The organism is Streptomyces sp. UNOC14_S4, from assembly GCF_020740835.1.
Lineage (GTDB): Bacteria > Actinomycetota > Actinomycetes > Streptomycetales > Streptomycetaceae > Streptomyces.
In genome coordinates this window covers 1-19,139 of record NZ_JAINFC010000091.1, presented here as the reverse complement: position 1 = coordinate 19,139, position 19,139 = coordinate 1, and the positions used below count along the sequence as shown (strand labels likewise).

The 19,139-nt window shown below is 71.8% G+C and carries 20 protein-coding genes; 11 read left to right on the top strand and 9 right to left on the bottom strand.

The genetic code is table 11. The features are described from left to right. Nucleotides 1-139 precede the first annotated feature (139 nt). Together K6I34_RS11355 and K6I34_RS11350 are read left to right on the top strand one after the other, a co-directional pair. Nucleotides 140-1,609, top strand: coding sequence for an aldehyde dehydrogenase (locus K6I34_RS11355; protein WP_229324871.1), 1,470 nt, complete (start codon nt 140-142; stop codon nt 1,607-1,609). Further along, complete coding sequence (locus tag K6I34_RS11350) at nt 1,606-1,851, top strand: ferredoxin (RefSeq protein WP_229324870.1); 246 nt, start codon at nt 1,606-1,608, stop codon at nt 1,849-1,851. The genes K6I34_RS11355 and K6I34_RS11350 overlap by 4 nt, the downstream gene beginning before the upstream one ends. Nucleotides 1,852-1,865: 14 nt before the next feature. Here the strand turns inward: K6I34_RS11350 and K6I34_RS11345 are convergent, their stop codons facing one another. After that, complete coding sequence (locus tag K6I34_RS11345) at nt 1,866-2,555, bottom strand: LppX_LprAFG lipoprotein (RefSeq protein WP_229324869.1); 690 nt, start codon at nt 2,553-2,555, stop codon at nt 1,866-1,868. Between the two features lie 630 nt (nt 2,556-3,185). Here K6I34_RS11345 and K6I34_RS11340 point away from each other — a divergent pair. Further along, nucleotides 3,186-3,629, top strand: coding sequence for a cupredoxin domain-containing protein (locus K6I34_RS11340; protein WP_229324868.1), 444 nt, complete (start codon nt 3,186-3,188; stop codon nt 3,627-3,629). Between the two features lie 91 nt (nt 3,630-3,720). On the opposite strand, the gene K6I34_RS11335 is transcribed toward K6I34_RS11340, so the two are convergent. The 4 genes from K6I34_RS11335 to tgmA all read right to left on the bottom strand — a co-directional run bounded on the left by K6I34_RS11335 (nt 3,721) and on the right by tgmA (nt 7,245). Then, a complete protein-coding gene (locus tag K6I34_RS11335) occupies nt 3,721-4,710 on the bottom strand; it encodes an XRE family transcriptional regulator (protein ID WP_229324867.1) in 990 nt (329 codons plus the stop codon). Between the two features lie 146 nt (nt 4,711-4,856). Further along, nucleotides 4,857-5,978, bottom strand: a complete 1,122-nt coding sequence (locus tag K6I34_RS11330) for a methyltransferase domain-containing protein (protein ID WP_229324866.1) — start codon at nt 5,976-5,978, stop codon at nt 4,857-4,859. Then, nucleotides 5,975-6,943 carry an ATP-grasp ribosomal peptide maturase gene (gene tgmB / locus K6I34_RS11325; RefSeq protein WP_229324864.1) on the bottom strand — a complete coding sequence of 323 codons (969 nt, stop codon included), beginning with the start codon at nt 6,941-6,943 and terminating at the stop codon, nt 5,975-5,977. Before tgmB ends, K6I34_RS11330 begins: the two co-directional genes overlap by 4 nt. Before the next feature lie 14 nt (nt 6,944-6,957). Further along, entirely contained in the window at nt 6,958-7,245 is a 288-nt protein-coding gene (tgmA, locus tag K6I34_RS11320; protein WP_229324862.1) for a putative ATP-grasp-modified RiPP, read from the bottom strand. 230 nt (nt 7,246-7,475) lie between these two features. Between tgmA and K6I34_RS11315 the strand changes: the two genes are divergently transcribed. Both K6I34_RS11315 and K6I34_RS11310 read left to right on the top strand, forming a co-directional pair. Then, complete coding sequence (locus K6I34_RS11315; RefSeq protein WP_229324860.1) at nt 7,476-8,711, top strand: hypothetical protein; 1,236 nt, start codon at nt 7,476-7,478, stop codon at nt 8,709-8,711. Next, entirely contained in the window at nt 8,708-9,232 is a 525-nt protein-coding gene (locus tag K6I34_RS11310; protein ID WP_229324858.1) for a GNAT family N-acetyltransferase, read from the top strand. The genes K6I34_RS11315 and K6I34_RS11310 overlap by 4 nt, the downstream gene beginning before the upstream one ends. A 202-nt stretch (nt 9,233-9,434) precedes the next feature. Here K6I34_RS11310 and K6I34_RS11305 read toward each other — a convergent pair whose 3' ends face one another. From K6I34_RS11305 to K6I34_RS11295, 3 genes are all read right to left on the bottom strand, one after another. After that, on the bottom strand, nt 9,435-9,653 hold the full coding sequence (locus tag K6I34_RS11305; RefSeq protein ID WP_229324856.1) for a DUF397 domain-containing protein: 219 nt from the start codon (nt 9,651-9,653) through the stop codon (nt 9,435-9,437). Nucleotides 9,654-9,748: 95 nt separating this feature from the next. Continuing rightward, nucleotides 9,749-9,967 carry a DUF397 domain-containing protein gene (locus tag K6I34_RS11300; RefSeq protein WP_229324855.1) on the bottom strand — a complete coding sequence of 73 codons (219 nt, stop codon included), beginning with the start codon at nt 9,965-9,967 and terminating at the stop codon, nt 9,749-9,751. Nucleotides 9,968-9,969: 2 nt separating this feature from the next. Beyond that, nucleotides 9,970-10,839, bottom strand: a complete 870-nt coding sequence (locus tag K6I34_RS11295; RefSeq protein ID WP_275127033.1) for a helix-turn-helix transcriptional regulator — start codon at nt 10,837-10,839, stop codon at nt 9,970-9,972. A gap of 291 nt (nt 10,840-11,130) precedes the next feature. On the opposite strand from K6I34_RS11295, the gene K6I34_RS11290 reads away from it, so the two are divergent. Further along, a complete protein-coding gene (locus K6I34_RS11290) occupies nt 11,131-11,325 on the top strand; it encodes a hypothetical protein (protein ID WP_229324851.1) in 195 nt (64 codons plus the stop codon). Further along, nucleotides 11,322-11,540, top strand: coding sequence for a hypothetical protein (locus K6I34_RS11285; protein WP_229324849.1), 219 nt, complete (start codon nt 11,322-11,324; stop codon nt 11,538-11,540). Before K6I34_RS11290 ends, K6I34_RS11285 begins: the two co-directional genes overlap by 4 nt. A 38-nt stretch (nt 11,541-11,578) precedes the next feature. On the opposite strand, the gene K6I34_RS11280 is transcribed toward K6I34_RS11285, so the two are convergent. Further along, nucleotides 11,579-12,514: a hypothetical protein gene (locus K6I34_RS11280; protein WP_229324847.1), complete on the bottom strand. Its 936-nt coding sequence runs from the start codon at nt 12,512-12,514 to the stop codon at nt 11,579-11,581. Between the two features lie 190 nt (nt 12,515-12,704). Between K6I34_RS11280 and lanKC the strand changes: the two genes are divergently transcribed. The 4 genes from lanKC to K6I34_RS11260 all read left to right on the top strand — a co-directional run. Next, the gene (lanKC, locus tag K6I34_RS11275; protein ID WP_229324873.1) at nt 12,705-15,341 is read left to right on the top strand and encodes a class III lanthionine synthetase LanKC; all 2,637 of its coding nucleotides are present in this window, start codon (nt 12,705-12,707) and stop codon (nt 15,339-15,341) included. 32 nt (nt 15,342-15,373) lie between these two features. After that, on the top strand, nt 15,374-15,493 hold the full coding sequence (locus tag K6I34_RS11270) for a SapB/AmfS family lanthipeptide (RefSeq protein ID WP_121797992.1): 120 nt from the start codon (nt 15,374-15,376) through the stop codon (nt 15,491-15,493). 192 nt (nt 15,494-15,685) lie between these two features. After that, entirely contained in the window at nt 15,686-17,398 is a 1,713-nt protein-coding gene (locus K6I34_RS11265) for an ABC transporter ATP-binding protein (RefSeq protein ID WP_229324845.1), read from the top strand. Continuing rightward, a partial coding sequence (locus tag K6I34_RS11260) for an ATP-binding cassette domain-containing protein (RefSeq protein ID WP_374230889.1) occupies nt 17,376-19,139 on the top strand: 1,764 nt, incomplete at its 3' end. The genes K6I34_RS11265 and K6I34_RS11260, both read left to right, overlap by 23 nt.

Genomic DNA, 19,139 nt, shown 5'->3' with positions numbered 1-19,139 from the left:
TTCCAGAACCCCGCCCTCCGGCCCCGCCCCCTCCACCGGATGTCGGCTTTCCCTTCTTGTCCGTGCCATTGCCCGCCCTGCCGGGAGCTGGTATCTCGGTCTGACGAGGTGTCAGAAAAGCTAGGCGGGAGGCGGCGGTATGCCGGAGATCGTCGAGTACGGACAGCTCTTCATCGGCGGCAGGATGACCGACCCGGCGGGCCGGGACGTCATCGAGGTCGTCTCGCCGCACACCGAGGAGGTCATCGGGCGCGTGCCGCACGCCACGCGCGAGGACGTCGACCGGGCCGTGGCCGCGGCCCGTACCGCGTTCGACTCCGGCGTCTGGGCGGAGCGCCCCCTCGCCGAGCGGCTCGACGTCGTCGCGCGGATCAAGGACGGCATCGCCGCCCGGCACGACGGGATCGCGAAGGCGATCTCCGCGCAGAACGGCTCCCCGTACTCCTGGAGCCTGCTCGCCCAGGCCCTCGGGGCCGTCATGGTCTGGGACACCGCGCTCGGCGTCGCCAAGGGCCTGCGGTACGAGGAGCGGCGGGCCGGGGTGCTCGGGCCCCTGCTCGTGCGGCGCGAGCCGGTCGGGGTGGTCGCGGCGGTCGTGCCGTGGAACGTGCCGCAGTTCACGGCCGCCGCGAAGCTGGCGCCCGCGCTGCTCACGGGCTGCTCGGTGATCCTGAAACCGGCGCCGGAGACGCCCCTGGACGCGTATCTGCTCGCCGAGATCGCGAGTGAGGCCGGGTTGCCGGAGGGTGTCCTGTCGATCCTGCCCGCGGGCCGGGAGGTCGGCGAGTATCTCGTCGGGCACCCGGGTGTCGACAAGGTGTCCTTCACCGGCTCCGTCGCCTCGGGCAAGCGCGTCATGGAGGTCGCGGCCCGCAACCTCACGCGGGTCACGCTGGAGCTGGGCGGCAAGTCGGCGGCGATCGTCCTGCCGGACGCGGACCTGGAGGCGGCTGTCGCGGGCATCGTGCCGTCGGCGTGGATGAACAACGGCCAGGCGTGCGTCGCCCAGACCCGCATTCTCGTGCCCCGGGCCCACTACGAGGAGCTGGCCGAGCGCTTCGCGGCGGCCGCGGACGCGCTGGTCGTCGGTGATCCGCTCGACCCGGCCACGCAGGTCGGGCCGCTGGTCGCGCAGCGGCAGCAGCGGCGCTCGCTCGACTACATCGCGCTCGGGCAGCAGGAGGGGGCCAAGGTCCTCGCGGGCGGTGGCCGCCCGGCGGCCCGCGAGCGCGGCTGGTACGTCGAGCCGACCCTCTTCGGCGAGGTCACCAACACGATGCGGGTGGCTCGTGAGGAGATCTTCGGGCCGGTGATCTGCCTGATGCCTTACGAGGACGAGGAGGAGGCCGTCCGTATCGCCGACGACTCCGACTACGGGCTGTCCGGGAGCGTCTGGACGCGCGATGTCGAACGTGGCGTGGCCGTTGCCCGCCGCGTCCGCACCGGCACCTATTCCGTCAACACCTTCAGCCTCGACATGCTCGGCCCCTTCGGCGGCTACAAGAACTCCGGCCTGGGGCGCGAGTTCGGGCCCGAGGGCTTCGAGGCGTACCTGGAGCACAAGATGATCCATCTTCCGGCGGGGTACGGCTCCGGGGGTGTGGCGTGACGACGCCGTCGCCTGCCGACCTCTGGCAGCTTTCCGTGGACCACTACCTGTGCGTCGGCTCCGGCCTGTGCGCCGCGACGGCCCCGGGCGCCTTCCGCCTGGACGAGCTCCGCCGCTCGCGGGCGGTGGAGGAGGTGACCACCCCTTCCGCCGCGGTGCTGGAGGCGGCGGAGGGGTGCCCGGTGGAGGCGATCACGATCCGGGGGAGTGCGGGGGAGGCGGTCTTTCCGTCGGAGGAGTAGGACGGGTGTCCGGCTCAGCCCATGAGCCGGCCGTCGAGCGCCTCCAGGGGCAAGGCCTTGGCCCCTTCCGGGGCGGTCGGCGTCTCCACGGGTGCGCCGTGGTCCGTCAGGTCCAGCGTGGTCGTGGCCTTGCCCGGCTTCATGGTGAGCGTGGCACGGGCGCGGACGACCCGCCCGCTCCGGTCGATCCAGACCTCCGCGGGGACGGGGATGTCGCCGCTCATCGCGCTTCGCACCAGGTTCAGGTCGTCGCGGCTGCCCTTCGCCATCCGGAGAGTGAGCGTCTCGTGGTCGAGCCAGCCGCGGTAGTGCACGGCCGGTATGCCGTTCACCTTCTCCTCACCGGCCTTCGTGGGCTTGCGCATCCGTGCCACCTGACGCAGGAGGTGCTCGGGGTCGTTCAGCGGTGAGCGAAGGACGAAGTGGGCCTCGGCCTTGTCCCGGGGGACGGACCACCAGGCAGGGTCGTCGGTCACATACACGGCCATCTTGAGGTAGACGGTTCCCTTCGAGAACACCTCGTCAACAGGGGCGAGGGACGACTGGCCCGGAATCGTCGCCTTGAGGCGCCCTCGGCCGTCGGCGAAGTCGAGGCCGCCCTTGACGGATACCGTGAAGCCCCTGGTGCCGTCGCTCCATTCGACCTGTTCGTCGATCCGGGCACTGCTCTTCGCCGTCGCCTCCACCGCGTCCTGTATCGCCACCCCCTCGGTGCTCGGAGCCTCGGACGGGGAGATCCTTCCCGCCTTCGGTGAGTTGTCGGAAGCCGAGCACGCCGAGCACAGTAAGACCACCGCACCGGCAAAGATGATGGAACGCCGCACTTGTCCCCCCAGGGAAGTCATGGCGAAGGGCCTCCCCGCTGCGTCAGGGGAGGCCCCTCGGTCAGGATTGTTGTTCAGATCGACGACTGCAAAACGCTGTTGATTATTCCTTACGGAAGGCTTTCCACTCGTCGGCTGTATGGCGCAGGCCGGGTCGTACAGCGTGCGACGGATCCCAGGCCGGTGCGGATCAGCGCGCACTCCTGAAGGAATTCCGGCACTTGACTGGCGGGCGCGCGGCCGGCCCCCGGAAACATGTCGGCGTATCCCCGTCGCCGAACTGTTGGCCTTGCGCTGTGGCCCGTCGGGCCTGCCTCCGGGTGCGATCCGGGCGGGTACGGGCGAGCCGGTGTTCCCGCCGGAGGGTTGACCGGGGCCGGGGCGTCCGGTGCAGGAAATTACCCGGCCGGTCAGGTGAATCACGCACCTCGTCCGTGCCTACGATGGACGGAGAGGGTCGTCCTTGTCTTGCCCCGGTGTCCTTCGGAGACAGGTCCGAGGAGGGCAACGATGAACCTGAAGACGAACGCGACCAAGCGGCGGCCCGGATACCTCATGGCGGTATTGGCGAGCGCGGCCGCGCTGATCACCACGCAGGGGGCGTTCGCGGCAGGCGGCGGAGCCGCCGCCGGGCAGGCGGCGTACGCGATGACGCCTGCCACGGTCGCGACGGCCCCCGTCTCCGCCGCCCCCGCCCGGGCGGCCACGGCAAAGGTGACGATCGTCGGCTACGCGTTCTCGCCGTCGACGCTGAACGTCACCCGCGGCACCACGGTGACCTGGACCAACAACGACTCGGCCCCGCACACGGTCACGAGCACCGGCTCCGGCCCACTGCGCTCGCCGACACTTAACCGGGGAGGCTCCTACACGTACACCTTCACCTCGTCCGGCACGTACGGCTACATCTGTACGATCCATCCGTCCATGCACGGGACGGTCGTGGTGCGCTGAGCGCTCCGCTGGGAAGCCCGGTGTGTCATCTGCGGGTCCGGCGGCGTGAGCGAGTACGAGCGGCCCGGTCGCCGGATGCAGCGGGCCCCCGTCAGCCATGGATCGTGTCGAGAAGCTGCTCGACGCCGGGGGCCGCCCTGTGCTCCCCGAAGGCGGGGGCGAGCCCGCGGATCAGCGCGGTGCAGCGTGGTGCCCCGATGCGGTCCGCCATCGTGAACGCCGTGTGCGCGGCATGCGCGGCCTGGTCGATCTCGCCTGAGCGGAGGTAGTTCTCGGCTTCGTACGCGAGGAACACGGCTCTGGTCTTCTCCCGTGCCACCGGCAGCACGCCGGTTCCTTCCTGGATGAGTGCGTGGGCCTGGCGGGTGTGGCCCAGGTCGAGCAGGCACCGGCCGGTGTCCACGGCGAGGTCGGAGTGGGACATCCACGCGCACCACGAGGGCGCCGTTCCCGCACCTGTTGCCGCTCCGAAGGAGCGCTCCGCCGCCCCGAGGGCCCGGGTGCAGAGGTGTTCCTCGCCGAGGGCGGCGTGGGCACGGGCCTTGCGCAAGTACAGCACCGACCGCGCGGCGGGATGCAAGGGCCTGCGCAGGGCACGGTCGAGGATGGCCACCGACGTGGCCGGATCGCGCAGCCACAGTGCCTGATAGGCGAGATCGGAGAGGACCCCGGCCCCGAGGTCGCGATCGCCCGCCGCGTGGGCGGAGTGGACCCCGGCGTGCCAGAAACGTGCGGCGGCGGCGTGCTGACCGTGGTCGAAGCGGTGCCAGCCGACCGTTTGCGCCAGTGAGGCGGCCAGTCGGTGCAACCGTACGCCGATCTGCTCGGTGTGACGGCCCTCGCCGATGAGACCGGTGACGATCGTCAGTTGTTCGTCGAGAAGTGGGGCGGTGTACTGGCGCTGCGCCGTCGGGGCAGTGGTCAGGCTCTCGCTGATGGCCTCCAGAGAGGCCACCAAGTCGACGTCCACCGTTCGGCCTTGGTGGGCCGCGGCGAAGGTGGCGGGCGCGGCCGTGGCCCATGCGAGGGCGAACGTCGTGAGAGAAGCGGTGGTGTAGGCGACGAAGTTGCGGCGGTCCATGCGGGCTGCGATGGCCTCTCTGAGAGCGGCAGGGGCAGAGTGTGCGGCAAGCGTGCGGATCTCGTCTCCTCCGGGGCGGTGGCGAGGTCGGCGCAGTCGATGGCCGCGACGGTCCGCGCTGGGACGGGCCCGGACGGCGCGAGTGCCTACAGCTCCCACCGCACGGGGCGCGTGAGGGTGTGGCGGCCGTCGGCGTCGACGGCGAGGCGGTAGGCGTCCGGCCCGGGGCACCCCGCCTTCTCCCACGCGGAGAGCAGGGAAGAGCGCTCCTCCCACAGATCGCGCGGCCCGTTCCACGTCACCTCGGCGCTGTCCCCGTCGGCCACGGTGCGGCTCCATGAACCCGTCTCGGGGTGGACGAGGCCGCAGACCGTACTCCCGTCCTCGCGCAGGAAGCTGACCGCCAGGACGTTCTGGTGGGACAGGGCGATCTCCAGCGCCTCCGCCATCACCAGCCGCTCACAGAAGCGCCGGGCGTCCGGGAGCTCCGCCGTGCGGGTGCGGCCGGTGCCGTTCAGGATCAGGGAGGTGTGGGAGGCCGCGCTGGCGGTGACATGCTCGGGGGTGGGGCGGGCCACCATGAAGGCGGCCGGCTCGGGCAGGAATCCGCCTTCGGCGTCCCCGTCCTCGGTGACGGTGAGCTGCGCAATGCCGGTGCCGATGTTGGCCACGATCAGCCCGCCGGGGCGCACCTGCGCCAGCCATGCGGCAGGGATACGGCGTACGCCGCAGGTCGCCAGGATGCCGCCATAGGGTGCTTCGTCGCCGTGGCCGAGGGTGCCGTCGGCGGTCAGCAGCAGGGGCCTTGCCTCGATCCGGTCCAGCTTCTCCCGCGCCGCCTCGGTCAAGGCGGGGTCGACGTCGACGCTCACCACCTGGGCGTCACCATAGCGGCGGCACAGCAGCGCGGTGTTGTAGCCGGTGCCGGTGCCGATCTCCAGCACCCGCTCCCCGTTGGGGACGTCGAAGGCTTCCAGCATGCGGGCCATGAGGGAGGGCTGGGAGGAACTGCTGGTCGCGGTACCGCCCGCGTCCCACTGTGTGATCAACGACGTGTCGGTGTAGACCGCGCCGCCGTAGCCCTCCGACTCCGGCGTGTACGCCTCCAGCTTCCCCTCCGAGGTACGGATCTGGAACGAGGGGGCGAACACCTCACGGGGCACTGCGGCGAACGCGTCCGACCAGCACGGGGAGCGCAGTACACCGGCCTCGGCCAGCTTCTCCACCATGCGGAGGCGGGCCTGCTCAGGGGTCAGGGTCAAGGTCACGGGGCTTTCCCTTCCAGCACATCGGCAAGAGCACGGGTGATGGGGTCGCACAGCTCCGGCACGAAGCCGTATTGCCCGCCGGGGTTGACGTCGACGAGGTACCAGCGGTGGGCGCCCTGACCAACGAGGAAATCCAGGGCGACGTAGCGCAGCCCGAGCGTGGCCATCATCTTTGTCACGCTGCGCCGGATATGAGTGGGCACCTCGCACACGCGGTAGGCCAGCGCGTCGTAGTCGCGGCGGAAGTCGACGCGGGAGGCCGCCGATCCGGCGTGGATCTCGGCGGCGAACATCCGCCCGCCCACCGCCGTCAGCCGGACCTCGTACTCCTTGCTGACCCACTCCTGAAAAAGGTGGGTCGTCAGGGCAACGGTGTCCGCGATCTCCTCGGCACCGACACGGCTCGTCCACACCGCGACCGCTTCGCCGTCCTCGCCGACCGGGCCGGCCGTCCCCAGCGGCTTGTACGCCGCGACACCGCCGGGCAGCGTGCGGACGAACGCATGAGCCTGTTCGGGGTCGTTGGTGATCAGCGTGCGCGGAACCGGCAGCCCGCACCGCCGGGCCACCGCCAGGGCATGCGGCGCATAGTCGGCAAGCGCGTTGCGCCACGGGTGGTTCACCCAGGTGCAGCGCAGGGAGGACAGCACCCCGCCGAAGCCGTGGCGGGCCTCCTCGAACGCCCACCGGGCATCCCCGGCCGACAGGCTTGGGTGCAGGCGGAAGCGGCCGGGGCGCCGGTAGTACACGGCTGTGATGTCCTCCAGCGTGAGGTCCCGGTGCTGCCCGCGCCACGTTCCCCGCCAGTCCTCCCCACCGTCGTCCAGGTATGCGGAGACGGTCAATTCCTGGGGAAACTCCCCGGGGTCGAGGCGGTGGACGGGCACCCCGCGTTCGTGCAGTTCGCTGATCACCAGATCGGCGGTGGCGTCCAGCAGGGGGCGCGTCAGCACCAGAACCGTCACGTCAGCTCCCTGCCTCAGTCGGTGTCGTCTTCGTTGTCGGTGGCCAGCTGCATGTCCTCCACCGTCTGCGTCGTCGTCTTGAGCTTCGACTTCATGGAGGGGGTGTGGATGAACGGCCGCCCGTCCTCGGTGACCGTGATCTGCCGCACCGGGCACAGCGACAGCGCGGCTGTGATGTCGCCGTCCTGCGCCGGACGGGCCGGCAGCGCGGTGGACAGCCCGAACGGGCGTACGCTGCCGCGCGCCGGGCCTTGAAGCTGCGGCGGGGCCTTGGGGAACAAGGACGGTGCACAGACACTCACGACGGTTCTCCCTTCGGTCTTTTGCTGCGGGAACAGGGAAACGGGGAAGTGGGGAAGCGGAGCCTCGATCCAGGGGCCTGGAGCCGGGGGCGTCTGCCTGGTTCGTGGCCAGTCAACAGCCGCTGAGGGCGCGGGCGTGAGGAAGAAGTACCGCCTGTCTGCTCGCGGGCATCCGGAAACTTTGACGCTTCCGTTACCTGGACCACGCGGAGCGGACTACCGTGCGGCCCATGGGTGAAAACCGGATCCTCATGAAGCGGATGCTCGCCGAAGGGCTCACCCAGGAAGAGCTCGCACGGCGGATGAACAATGCGCTGCTGGAGGTCACCGGACGGCCGGGCAACACCTCGGCACGCAACATCCACAACCTGCTGAAGGGCAGGACCTCCTGGCCCTGGCGGCGTACGCGTGTTGCACTGGAGAGGGTATTCGGCTGTACGGCGGAGGAATTAGGGTTCACGCCGCCGCCCTCAGCGCAACAGGAGGACCCTTTGCGGCGACGAACTTTCTTCGCCACGGCGGGTGGTGTGGCCGCCGTGGCCACCGGCCTGACACACCGTTCCCTCGGGATGGCGGACGTGCGTCGGCTGGGGGCTGAGCTGGACAAGCTGGTGGACCTCGACAACCACACCGGAGGCGCGCAACAGCTCGAATCCCGCGCACAGGCTGCGGCTCAGCGGATTCTCGACCTCCAGCAGCAACGATCGGCGTCCCAGCGCGTACGGTCCGCGCTGTACCTGCTGGCGGCCTCCTACACCAGCACGGCCATGTGGGCGGCAGTGGACGCACACCGCACCGACAACGCACAGGGGCACCTCGAACGGGCCAACTACCTGGCCACGATGTCCGGGGACAGCTCCATCCAGTACCGCATCTGGAGCCACGCCGCGATCCTCGCCCTCCAACTGCACCGCTGGCCGGACGCCATCGCCGCCGCAGCCGTCGCCCGCCAGACCTCCATCACTCGCCGCGATCCGTTCTTCGCATCGCTCGCCCACGCCCGGAGTGCGGGGACCTATGCCAGCGCGGGGGAGCGCACATCCGCTTTGCGGGCTTTGGACCACGCGGCGAAGGCGTGGGACCGGGTGGACCACGAACTGCCGCGGCCGCCGTGGATGGGATTCTTCGATCAGGCCGAACTCGACGGCCTGTCGGCCATCACCTATCTGCGGCTGGGACGGGGCGCCGAAGCCGAAGCCCACGCTCGCCGCACCCTCTCCGGCCTGCGCCCGGACATGCAGCGCAACCGCCTCTACTACACCGCCTACCTCGCACTCGCCCAGCTCCACCAGGGCGACATCGACCGGGCTTGCGATACGGCGGACACCATCCTGGACCAGACTGTCGGCCGCTCCCGCGTCGTCCTCACCGAATTCCGCCGCACGCTCCACCGGACCGCCCCCGACGCGACACGGACACGCGTCTGGACCGAGCACCATCACGACACCTGGAAGGACTCCCGTTGATCGAGTTCAGTCGCTACGGCCAGAGCGACCTTCCCACTGTCCGCAAGACGGTCCTCGACGTCTACGGCGAGGTTTACGAAGGCACCGACACCTTCCACGCCACCAGCCGGTTTGCCGAACGGCTGACCATGCACAGCGCCAATCCCACGTGGGAGGCTGTCATCGGGTACGAGGAGGGCGAACCGATCGGCTTCACCTACGCCGGAGCGCTGAGCCCGCGTACCCGCTGGTGGACGGTCATGACCAAGCCCCTGCCCGAGGACTTCACCAAGGAGACCGGGACGCGGACGCTCGCCCTGTACGAACTGATGGTGCGCATGAAGTGGCGCAAGACAGGACAGGCGAAGAAGCTGCACGATGAGCTGCTGGCCGGGCGGCAGGAAGAGCGCGTGACATTGCTCGTGGACCCCGACCACCCCAAGGTGAAAGCGCTTTACGAGGAATGGGACTACCAGCACATCGGGCATCAGCAGCCTTTCCCCGACTCCCCGCTCTATGCGGTGATGCTCAAGCAGCGCTGACGGCCGCGCCCACGGCGCCGAACTGCCCTGACCTCCGTCTTTCAGCTGGGTTCGAGCCGGGGCCGCGGCCCGGTAGTCCGAACGCAGAAAGTACCTTCCTGCTGGGCGAGTCAAGACCTTGGACAAGCCTCATCATCCCAGCCCGGAAGGCGCTTTCGCGTTTGTTCACCATCCGGACGCGACCCCACGCGAAACAGTTAGGCTAGAGCGTGCCGTCCATGAGGCCGGAGCGGAAGGCGGCCCACTCGGCGGCGGTGTAGCGCAGGTCCGGGCGGTCGGGGTTCTTGGAGTCCCGGATGGCCATGCCGCCGCCGGGGAGGTCGGTTATCTCGACGCATGACGCCCCGCCGTTGCTGGCAGGCGACTTGCGCCAGGCGGCGCCGCTCAGGTCGAGGGCGTAGAGGTCTTCCGCGTGGTCCATCGGTGGCCCCTTCGTAGGCCCGGGCAAGTGGGGCACGGGCCCGCCCTCGGACGGCGGGCGGGCCTGTGTTCACTGGCGGTGGCAGGGCTGGATACCTACAGTGCGCCGCTTAGCACGCCGGAGCGGAAGGCGGTCCATTCGGCGGCGGTGTAGCGCAGGTCGGGGCGGTCGGGGTTCTTGGAGTCCCGGATGGCCATGCCGCCGCCGGGGAGGTCGGTTATCTCGACGCAGTGCTCGCCGCCGTTACTGGCAGGTGATTTGCGCCAGGCGGCGCCGCTCAGGTCGAGGGCGTAGAGGTCTTCCTTGGCATTCATTGCTAGTCCTTCTCCATGATGTTCCTGATGGTCTCCCGGGACTGATCCACGGGAAGTGCGGCGGCGACAATGCGGTCGAAGGAGGCTTCGAAGGTCTCCACGTGCTCGGTTCCCTCGACGAATTGCCCGCCGACCAGGTTCTCCGTGAGTACCACCGTCGGCCATGGAGCGGGGAACCGCACGACTTCGAACAGGCCCATCATCCCGGGGTTCGGAGCCATTGCCATCGGCAGGATCTGAATGGTGATGTTCGGCAACTCGGCCATGTCCAGGAGATGGCGCAGTTGGCCGCGCATCAGGGTCGGCTGGGAAGCGAAGCGCTGATGCAGTACCGACTCATGGATGACTGCCCAGAAATTCAGAGGCGGCCTGCCGTCCCGAGCCGTCAACACGGCCTGGCGCGCTTTGCGTACCTCGGCGAGTGCGTGCACGTCCTCCTGCGGCCGCCAGAACGACACGGAGCTGATGATCTCCCTGGCGTAGGCTCCCGTCTGGAGCAGTCCGGGAATCAGGCTCGGGGAGCAGATCCGAGTGCTCTCGGCGTCGGTCTCCAGCGACAGGTAGTCCTTGTATCCGGCGGTGACGACATCTCCGTAGGTCGTCCACCAGCCCCTCTTGCCCGCGTCCCTGGCGAGGGCCTCGATCGCTTGGAGGACGTCCGGAGCGTCCACCCCGTAGACCCCGAGCAACTGTGAGGCCTCAGTGGGGCGGATGTGGGCCTTGGCGTTCTCGATTCTGGAGACCTTGCTGTTGTCCCACCGCATGGCTGCCGCCGCCAGGTCGATGCTCATGCCGGCTTCGCGTCGGTAGCGACGGAGGGCTTGACCGAGGCGGCGCCTGCGGAGCGTGGGGACCAACTGAACCGTCGGCATTCTCCCGTTTCACCTTTCGTTCGGGCGCTGGGGCGGTGCGCGGGTGCGCATAGCCGCCCATGAGGTGGCCGACATGGCCAACAGGGTACAGAGAAGCGGCTGTTGGGCCCAGCTTTGGCGGCACGGGTGCAGTTTTCCGTGACTCGGGTATCCGCGTCGATAGAACATATGTATTTTCTCTGGGAGTTGAGGATCCAACGTTGCGAGCGGCTTATTCAGGGCTGCATGCTCCATGTGTGCGGCACTTCCGCCGCGCGCCCGAGTCCCCACCCATACACACGGAGCTGCCCCATGCTCGTTTTCCCCGGCACAGCCGTCGCCCCGCTCCCACCCCTGACGCGCCGCCCGACCCTTCAGCAGCGGATCAAGGCCCAGCACCCGCTCGTCGGCGACGTCCAGGCGGAGCCGGACCCCGGTGAAGAAGTGGCCGTCGCCCCGCGCGACGAGGCCCAGGCGACCCGGGCAGCGGACGAGGTGGCTCCGTGAGTCACGCGTACGCACACGTGCGGAGCACCCCCGCCATTCCCCTGGCGCACACCGGCGGGCCCCCCGCCGTCGACGCGCCGCAGGCGCCGACGTGCGGCGCCTGCCGGGCGCTCAACGTCGCGGGCTGGGCGGCGCTGATGCGGGACGACCTCGAAGAGCTCAGGGCGATCAACAGGCGGGAGGCGCTGCACTACCAGGCCCGCCACGTCGGGTAGGCCCAGGCGGCGGCGCGCCCGCGCCGCCGCGCCGGTCGTCAGGCCCGGCCGTCGAACGTCCGGCCCAGCAGGACCTGGGCCCACAGCGCCGGGTCCGCGCCCCCGTCGCGTACGCAGAACCAGAGGGTGCAGGTGCCGGACGGGTCCTGGACGGTGGTGAGTTCGCCCGCTCGGCCGCCCTTCGGGAGGCGGGGGCCGTGGAAGCGCTCGTCGACGACGACCGCGTCGGGGGTCAGCGGGGCGGAGATGCCCACGTGCGCCAGGTTGCGGGGGGTCAGGCGCAGTTGGGCCCCTTTTGCGGACTCGAAGATTCCGCCGCTGTCCGTCCCCGTGCCGTTCCCGAAGACGCCGGGCGCGCCCTCGCCGTACACGCCGATGCCCTCGACGCTCGTGCCGCGCACCCCCGGAGCGAGAGTGCTCTTCCCCTCCACCCCGAAGTTGTTCTCGCTCTCCCCGCGTACGCCGCCGTCGTCGCCCTTGCCGCGTACGCCGACGCCCGTGGCCCGGCCGCACACGCCGGACGGGTCCTCGGTCTCCCAGGCGGTGTCCCGGGCCGTGTCCTGCGCGTAGCCGGTCACGCCCACCGCGCCGCGCCCGAAGACGCCGGGCGACGACGCGGTGCCCGCGCCCAGGACCCCGGCCTGGACCTGTTGCTCCTGCGTCTTGTCGCGGGTCGCGGCGTGGACGTACCCCACCACGCCGTTCGCTCCCGTGGCCACGACGCCGTTGCCGGGCGGGAGGGTGCCGACGGCACCGCCCGTGGGCAGGGCGACCGTGCCGGTGGCGTGGACGGCGTCGACGCCCTCCGGCACCTGGCGCAGCACCTTGCTGTCGGCGACGGTCACCCACAGCACGTAGTCCTCGGCGTAGCCGTCCTCGTCCCCGTCCTTCGCGACGAGGACGGTCCGTTTCTGGCTCTCGTTGGTCCTGCCCACGACCATGTCGTCGCCGGCTTTGTCGGCTCCCGATCCCATGGGGCATCCCTCCAGGTCTTCCGGTCGTACCCCTCTGGACGGCCGAACGCTCCTTCCGGTTGCCGGCGGGACCGTTCGGCCCCCGCCCGGTTACTCATGCGTTCCGCATGCCTTGTTCATGACATCTGAGACTGGTTCGCCTTCTCCCGCCGTGGAAATCTCGACGCAGCGCAAAGACGAGGGGGACGCGATGGACAAGCGGTACGAGGTCTACTGCCTGGCGGACAGGCACTTCTACGAGACCCCGGACCGGCTGTCCGTCCCCGGCGACAACGTGACGGGCGCGCTGTTCGAGACGGCGCGGCGCCCCGTGCCCGAGGGGTGGAGCACGGCCCGCAGCGGTGACTGGCTGCACCTGATGCCGCCGGAGCCGGGGAACGGGACGCGGCCCCTCCAGGGGTGGAAGATCCATGTGTCCGCGACCGCCGACACCGCCGACAAGACCGCCGCCGACGTCTGGGACTACTGCGTCCCGCGCGGCATACCGTTCAAGTTCGTCCCGGGGCCGCACCTGCTGCACCTGCGCAACACGAAGTACGCGGGGCGCGACCACAGCGGGAAGTTCGTCACCGTCTACCCGGATGGCGAGGGGCAACTTCGCCGGACGCTCGACGAGTTGCACGGCATCGTCGGCGGGCGGCCCGGGCCGTACATCCTCACCGACCTGCGCTGGGGAGAGGGGCCGCTCTACGTGCGCTACGGCGCGTTCGCCCGGCGCTACTGCGTCGACGAGCGCGGCACCCTCGTCCCCGCCGTCGAGAACGGCGAGGGCCGCCTCGTGCCCGACCCGCGGACGCCCGCGTTCCAGGTGCCCGCGTGGGTGAGCCTGCCCGCCTTCCTCGCACCCCACCTCGCCGCGCGCAACGCCACGACCGTCGGCGACCTGCCGTACCGCATCGAGAAGGCCCTGCACTTCTCCAACGGCGGTGGCGTCTACGCCGGGACCGACACCCGCGACGGCCGCAAGGTCGTCCTCAAGGAGGGCCGCCCGCACGCCGGGCTCGCCTCCGACGGCGCCGACGCCGTCGCCCGGCTGGAGCGCGAGAAGGCGGCCCTGGAACGGCTGTCCGGGCTCGGCATCGCGCCCGAGGTGCGCGACTGGTTCACCCTCGGCGACCACGCGTTCCTCGTCATGGACTTCATCGAGGGGCGCCCCCTCAACTCCTTCTTCGCCGAGCGCCACCCGCTGCTCGCCCCCGACCCGGACCCGGCCGCCGTCGCCGGCTACACGGCCTGGGCGCTGCGCGTCCACCGCGCCGTCGAGGAGGCGGTCGCCGCCGTGCACGCCCGGGGGCTGGTCTTCAACGACCTGCACATGTTCAACATCATGGTCGCCCCCGACGAGAGCTCCGACGAGAACTCCGACGGGAGTTCCGTCGCCCTCATCGACTTCGAGGCCGCCGCCCCCGCCGCCGAGCACGGCAGGCAGGTCGTCGCCCACCCCGGCTTCTTCGCCCCGCCGGACCGCAGGGGCGCCGACGTGGACCGCTACGCGCTGGCCTGCCTGCGGCTCGCCCTCTTCCTGCCGGTCACCACGCTGTTCGTGATCGACCGTGGGAAGGCCGCGCACCTGGCGGACGTCATCGCCGAGGAATTCCCGGCCGTACCACGGGAGTTCCTCGACGAGGCGGTCGCGGAGATCACGCGCGATGTCGCGCCGGGGCCCCGTAAGGCTGCCTCTCGGCCGCCGCTCCCCGAGCCGTACGACTGGCCGCGCAGTCGTGACGCGATGGTCCGCGCGATCCTCGCCTCCGCCACGCCCGACCGCGACGACCGGCTGTTCCCCGGCGACATCGCCCAGTTCTCCGACGGCGGCGGCCTCGGGCTCGCGCACGGCGCCGCCGGGGTGCTGCACGCCCTCGCCGAGACCGGCGCGGAGCGCTACGAGGCGGGCGAACGCTGGCTGCTGGAGCACACCGACCCGCTGCCGCCCGGCACCCCGCTCGGGCTCTACGACGGCACGGCCGGGGTCGCCCTCGTCCTCGACCGCCTCGGGCACACCGGGCGCGCCCTCGACCTCGTCGACGCGCTGCTCGGCGAGAAGTGGCAGCGGCTCGCCTCCGACCTGCGCGGCGGCCTCGCGGGCGTCGGCCTCGTCCTCGACCACCTCGCCGCGACCACGGGCGAGACACGGCTCCGCGAACGGGCCATGGAGGCGGCGCAGATCCTCGCCGACCGGATGAGTACGGAGCCCGCCGCGCCCGGCCGCCGCGCCGGTCTGACGCGCGGCGCGTCCGGCCCGGCCCTGCTCTTCCTGCGGCTGTACGAGCGCACGCGCGTCCCCGCGCTCCTCGAACTCGCCGAAGCCGTCCTGCGCACCGACCTCGACCGCTGCGTACGGCGGGACGACGGCTCCCTCCAGGTCGACGAGGGCTGGCGCGTCATGCCCTACCTCGACGACGGCAGCGTGGGCATCGGCATGGTCCTGGACGACTACGCCGCCCTGGCCCCGGCCCCCGACCCCGCGCTCGTCGGGGCCCGTGAGGGCATCCTGCTGGCCGCGCGGTCCCGTTTCTACGTCCAGCCCGGCCTGTTCCAGGGCCGCGCCGGGATGATCCTGCACCTGAGCCGCACCACCGCGCCCGGCGCGCTGCCCGCGCAGGTGGACGCGCAGGTGCGTGCTCTCTCCTGGTACGCCATGGCCTACGAGGACGGGCTCGCCTTCCCCGGCAGCCAGATGATGCGCCTCTCCATGGATCTCGCCACCGGCACGGCCGGCTGTCTGCTCGCCCTGGGCGCCGCCCTCGGCGACTGTCCGGCGCAACTGCCGTTCCTCCCGCCCCTCCGGGCGCCCCAGAGCCGGCTCCATGCGGTTGTGGAGTCGTGATGAGAACCCGTCCCCACGAAAGGAATAACACCATGGCACTTCTCGACCTGCAGAACATGGAGTCCGAGGAGCGGCACGACGGTGGCGGCGGCGCCAGCACGGTCAGCCTGCTGTCCTGTGTCAGCGACGTGAGCGTGCTGCTCTGTCTGTGATGCCGCACCTGATGTGACCACCTGGGCGTCCCTTTGCGGGTCTTTGCGGGGACGCCCAGGCCCTGGCGGGTGGCGGGTGCGCCTAATGGGGTGCGTCTTGCTGTTTCGCGTGCGGCTGCGGGTTCGTTGTGGCTGGTCGCGCAGTTCCCCGCGCCCCTGAGTGGGCTCCCCGCTTCGCCGAAGGAGGGACCGATGTCGTCGTCGAGCGCTGACGCTCGCTCCCTGCTGTTGCGTACCCTCCGGCACAGTGCCGCGCGAAGTGTCGGTATTGGCTTCGTCTCGCTCGCGGCCACCGGTGCGGCTCTCGTGCTGCCCGTCGTGCTCGGGCACACCCTGGATCTGCTGCTGGCCCGGCGTGGTGGTGAGGCGAGCCGGTGGGTGATGCTCAGTGGCGCGCTGCTCTGTGGCGGGGCCGTTCTGGACGGTCTCGACGGGCTGCTCACCGGGACCACGGCCGCGCGTTCGACCGCATGGCTGCGGCATCGGCTGCTGGGGCACGTCCTGGCCGCCGGGCCGCGTGCGGTCCACCGCTTCCCGGCCGGTGACCTCGTCACCCGGCTCGTCGGCAACGCGGCCGACGCGGGTACCGCCCCGGGGACCCTCGCCGCCACCGTCGCCTCGGTCGCGGCGCCGCTCGGTGGTGTCGTCGGGCTGGGGCTGATCGATCCCTGGCTGGCCGTGGTGTTCCTCGCGGGGGCGCCTCTGCTGGCCCTGTTGCTGCGGGCGCTGGCCCGTGCCTCCTCCGACTGCGTGGCGCGGTACCAGCGGCTCCAGGGGGACATCGCCGGACGGCTCGTCGAGGCCGTCGGCGGGGCCCGTACGATCGCCGCGGCCGGGACCGCCGACCGCGAGCGCGACCGCGTCCTCGCGCCCCTGCCCGAGCTCTCCCGGCAGGGGCGGCGCATGTGGCGGGTGCAGGGCCGGGCCGCGGCGCAGGCCGTCACCGTCGTCCCGCTGCTGCAGATCGCCGTCCTCGCCGTCGCCGGACTGCGCCTGTCCCAGGGGCTGTTGAGCGTCGGCGACCTGCTGGCCGCGTCCCGCTACGCCGTCCTCGCCACCGGCATCGGCATGCTCACCGGCCGCCTGAACGCCGCGGTCCGCGCCCGCTCCGCCGCCGGTCGCCTCGCCGACGTCCTCGCCGTGCCCGCCCTGCCGTACGGCCACGGGCAACTGCCCGCGGGGGAGGGGAAGCTGGAGCTGCGCGGCGTCGGCGCGGTGCGCGGCGGCAGGCGGGTCCTGCGCGACCTGGACCTGACCGTGCCGGGTGGTACGACGCTGGCCGTCGTGGGGCGTTCGGGTACGGGCAAGTCCGTCCTGGCCGAACTGGCCGGGCGGCTGGCCGACCCGGACACCGGCACCGTCGCGCTCGACGGCGTCCCCCTGCGCGAGCTCGGCCACGACGAGCTGCGGCGCGCGGTCGGCTACGCCTTCGCCCGGCCCGCCCTGCTGGGCGGCACGATCGGCGGCACCGTGGCCTTCGGCGCGTACGACCCGGGGCGGGCGGCGGTCACGGCCGCGGCCCGCGCCGCCCGCGCGGACGGTTTCGTGCGGAAGCTCCCGCGCGGCTACGCCACCCCGTGCGCCGAGGCGCCCCTCTCCGGCGGCGAGTGCCAACGCCTCGGCCTGGCCCGGGCGTTCGCGCACGCGCCCCGCGTGCTGATCCTGGACGACGCGACGTCCAGCCTCGACACGGTCACGGAACACGAGGTCACGACGGCCCTCACGCGCGACGTCGCGGCACGCACCCGCGTCGTCGTCGCCCACCGCCCGTCGACGGCCGCCCGCGCCGACCTCGTCGCCTGGCTCGACGGGGGCCGCGTCCGGGCGACGGGCACGCACGATCAGCTGTGGCGACTGGCCGACTACCGGGCGGTGTTCGGTGATGATGACGACACGACGCGGTGACCGGCGCAGGCGCGGACGGCGCGGCGCGCGCTCGGGCGGCGCGCCCCGGGTCCGTTCGACGGGCGGTGATCTCCAGTGCTCCTCCCTGCCCCGGCGCGGGCTGCGGTTCCTGGCGGCGCACCGCCCGGCGCTGTTACGCCTCGCCGCTTGGTCGGCCGTCGAGGCCGCGCACACCTTCGCCATGGGATACGCCCTGGCCAGGGCCCTGGACGGGGGGTTCCTCGACGGCCGCCCCGGCGTCGGCGCCGGCTGGCTCGGCCTGGCCGCGCTCGCCGTCGTCGTCGGCGCGTACGGCACCGGGCGCACGTACGGCGGCGTGGCCGCCCTCGTCGAGCCGCTGCGCGACCGGCTCGTCCACCGCGTCGTGTCCCGGGCCCTGCGGGACGGGGACGGCGCGGCCGTGTCCCGGCTCACGCACCAGGTCGAGATCGCCCGTGACGCGTTCGCCGGGCTGGTCATGGTCTCGCGGACCTTCGTCTTCACGGCGGCGGGCGCGCTGGTGGGCCTGTCCCTGCTCGCGCCGGTCCTGCTCGCGGTCGTGGTCCCGCCGCTCGTCGCCGGTCTGCTGCTGTTCGTGGCGACGCTGCGGCCGCTCGCCCGCCGTCAGGAGGCGTACCTCGCCGCCGACGAGGCCATCGCCCAGTCCCTCGGCGACGTGACGCGCGGACTGCGGGACATCACGGCCGGGGGCGCCGAACAGCACGTCCGCGAGCGGGCCGGAGTCCTCGTGGACGACGGCCTCCGCGCGTCCCGCGCGCTGGCCCGCTGGTCCGTGGCGCGCGTCGGTGCCCTGGCCGTCGCGGGCAGGCTCCCGGTCGTCGCGCTGCTGGCGGCCACGCCGTGGCTGCTGGACCGCGGTGTCACCCCCGGCGCGCTGGTCGGCGCCCTCGCCTACCTGACGCAGTCGCTGCTGCCCGCCCTGCAGGACCTGGTGCACGGGCTGGGGGTGAGCGGGTCACGGCTGGCGGTGGTGGTACGGCGCCTGACGGGCCCCGCGGCGGAACGCGCGACGGCCGCCGCCCCGCCGTCCCCACGGCCCGCGCGGCCACCGGCCGCCGTCGAACTCCGCGGCCTCACCTTCTCCTACGGCCCGCGCGCCGACCCCGTCGTACGCGGCCTCGACCTCGTCGTGCCCGCGGGCGGGCACCTGGCGGTCGTGGGGCCGAGCGGCGTGGGCAAGTCGACGCTGACCGGGCTCATGGCGGGGCTGCTGGCACCGACGAGGGGCGAGGTGCGGCTGGACGGCGAGCGGGTGCTGATCCCGCAGGAGGCGTACGTCTTCTCCGGCGGCCTCGCCGAGAACCTGGCCTACCTCCGCCCGGACGACGTGCCCGAGAAGGAACTGGCCGCGGCGGCCGAGGCCCTCGGCATGGCCGCCCTCGTCTCCCGCCTCGGCGGCTTCACCGCCCCCGTCGCCCCGGCGGAACTCTCCGCGGGCGAACGCCAGCACATCGCCCTCGCCCGCGCCTATCTGTCCCCGGCCCGCATCGCCCTCCTGGACGAGGCCACCTGTCACCTCGACGCGGACACGGAGGCCCGCGTCGAGCACGCCTTCACGGAACGCCCGGGCGGCACCCTCGTCGTCATCGCCCACCGCATGTCCTCGGCCCGCCGGGCCGACCGCGTCCTCGTCATGGACGGCCCGAGGGCGCTGCTGGGCACGCACGGGGAGCTGCTGGAGAGGTCCGCGCTGTACCGGGACCTGGTGGGGACGGGTACGCGTACGGGGACGGGGACAGGT

Excerpts from the sequence above, each read along its gene's own strand:
- K6I34_RS11355 (WP_229324871.1), top strand. The coding sequence starts at position 140 with ATGCCGGAGATCGTCGAGTACGGACAGCTCTTCATCGGCGGCAGGATG.
- K6I34_RS11340 (WP_229324868.1), top strand. The coding sequence starts at position 3,186 with ATGAACCTGAAGACGAACGCGACCAAGCGGCGGCCCGGATACCTCATG.
- K6I34_RS11335 (WP_229324867.1), bottom strand. The coding sequence starts at position 4,710 with ATGGACCGCCGCAACTTCGTCGCCTACACCACCGCTTCTCTCACGACG.
- K6I34_RS11315 (WP_229324860.1), top strand. The coding sequence starts at position 7,476 with ATGGGTGAAAACCGGATCCTCATGAAGCGGATGCTCGCCGAAGGGCTC.
- K6I34_RS11305 (WP_229324856.1), bottom strand. The coding sequence starts at position 9,653 with ATGGACCACGCGGAAGACCTCTACGCCCTCGACCTGAGCGGCGCCGCC.
- K6I34_RS11300 (WP_229324855.1), bottom strand. The coding sequence starts at position 9,967 with ATGAATGCCAAGGAAGACCTCTACGCCCTCGACCTGAGCGGCGCCGCC.
- K6I34_RS11295 (WP_275127033.1), bottom strand. The coding sequence starts at position 10,839 with ATGCCGACGGTTCAGTTGGTCCCCACGCTCCGCAGGCGCCGCCTCGGT.
- K6I34_RS11290 (WP_229324851.1), top strand. The coding sequence starts at position 11,131 with ATGCTCGTTTTCCCCGGCACAGCCGTCGCCCCGCTCCCACCCCTGACG.
- K6I34_RS11280 (WP_229324847.1), bottom strand. The coding sequence starts at position 12,514 with ATGGGATCGGGAGCCGACAAAGCCGGCGACGACATGGTCGTGGGCAGG.
- lanKC (WP_229324873.1), top strand. The coding sequence starts at position 12,705 with ATGGACAAGCGGTACGAGGTCTACTGCCTGGCGGACAGGCACTTCTAC.
- K6I34_RS11270 (WP_121797992.1), top strand. The coding sequence starts at position 15,374 with ATGGCACTTCTCGACCTGCAGAACATGGAGTCCGAGGAGCGGCACGAC.
- K6I34_RS11265 (WP_229324845.1), top strand. The coding sequence starts at position 15,686 with ATGTCGTCGTCGAGCGCTGACGCTCGCTCCCTGCTGTTGCGTACCCTC.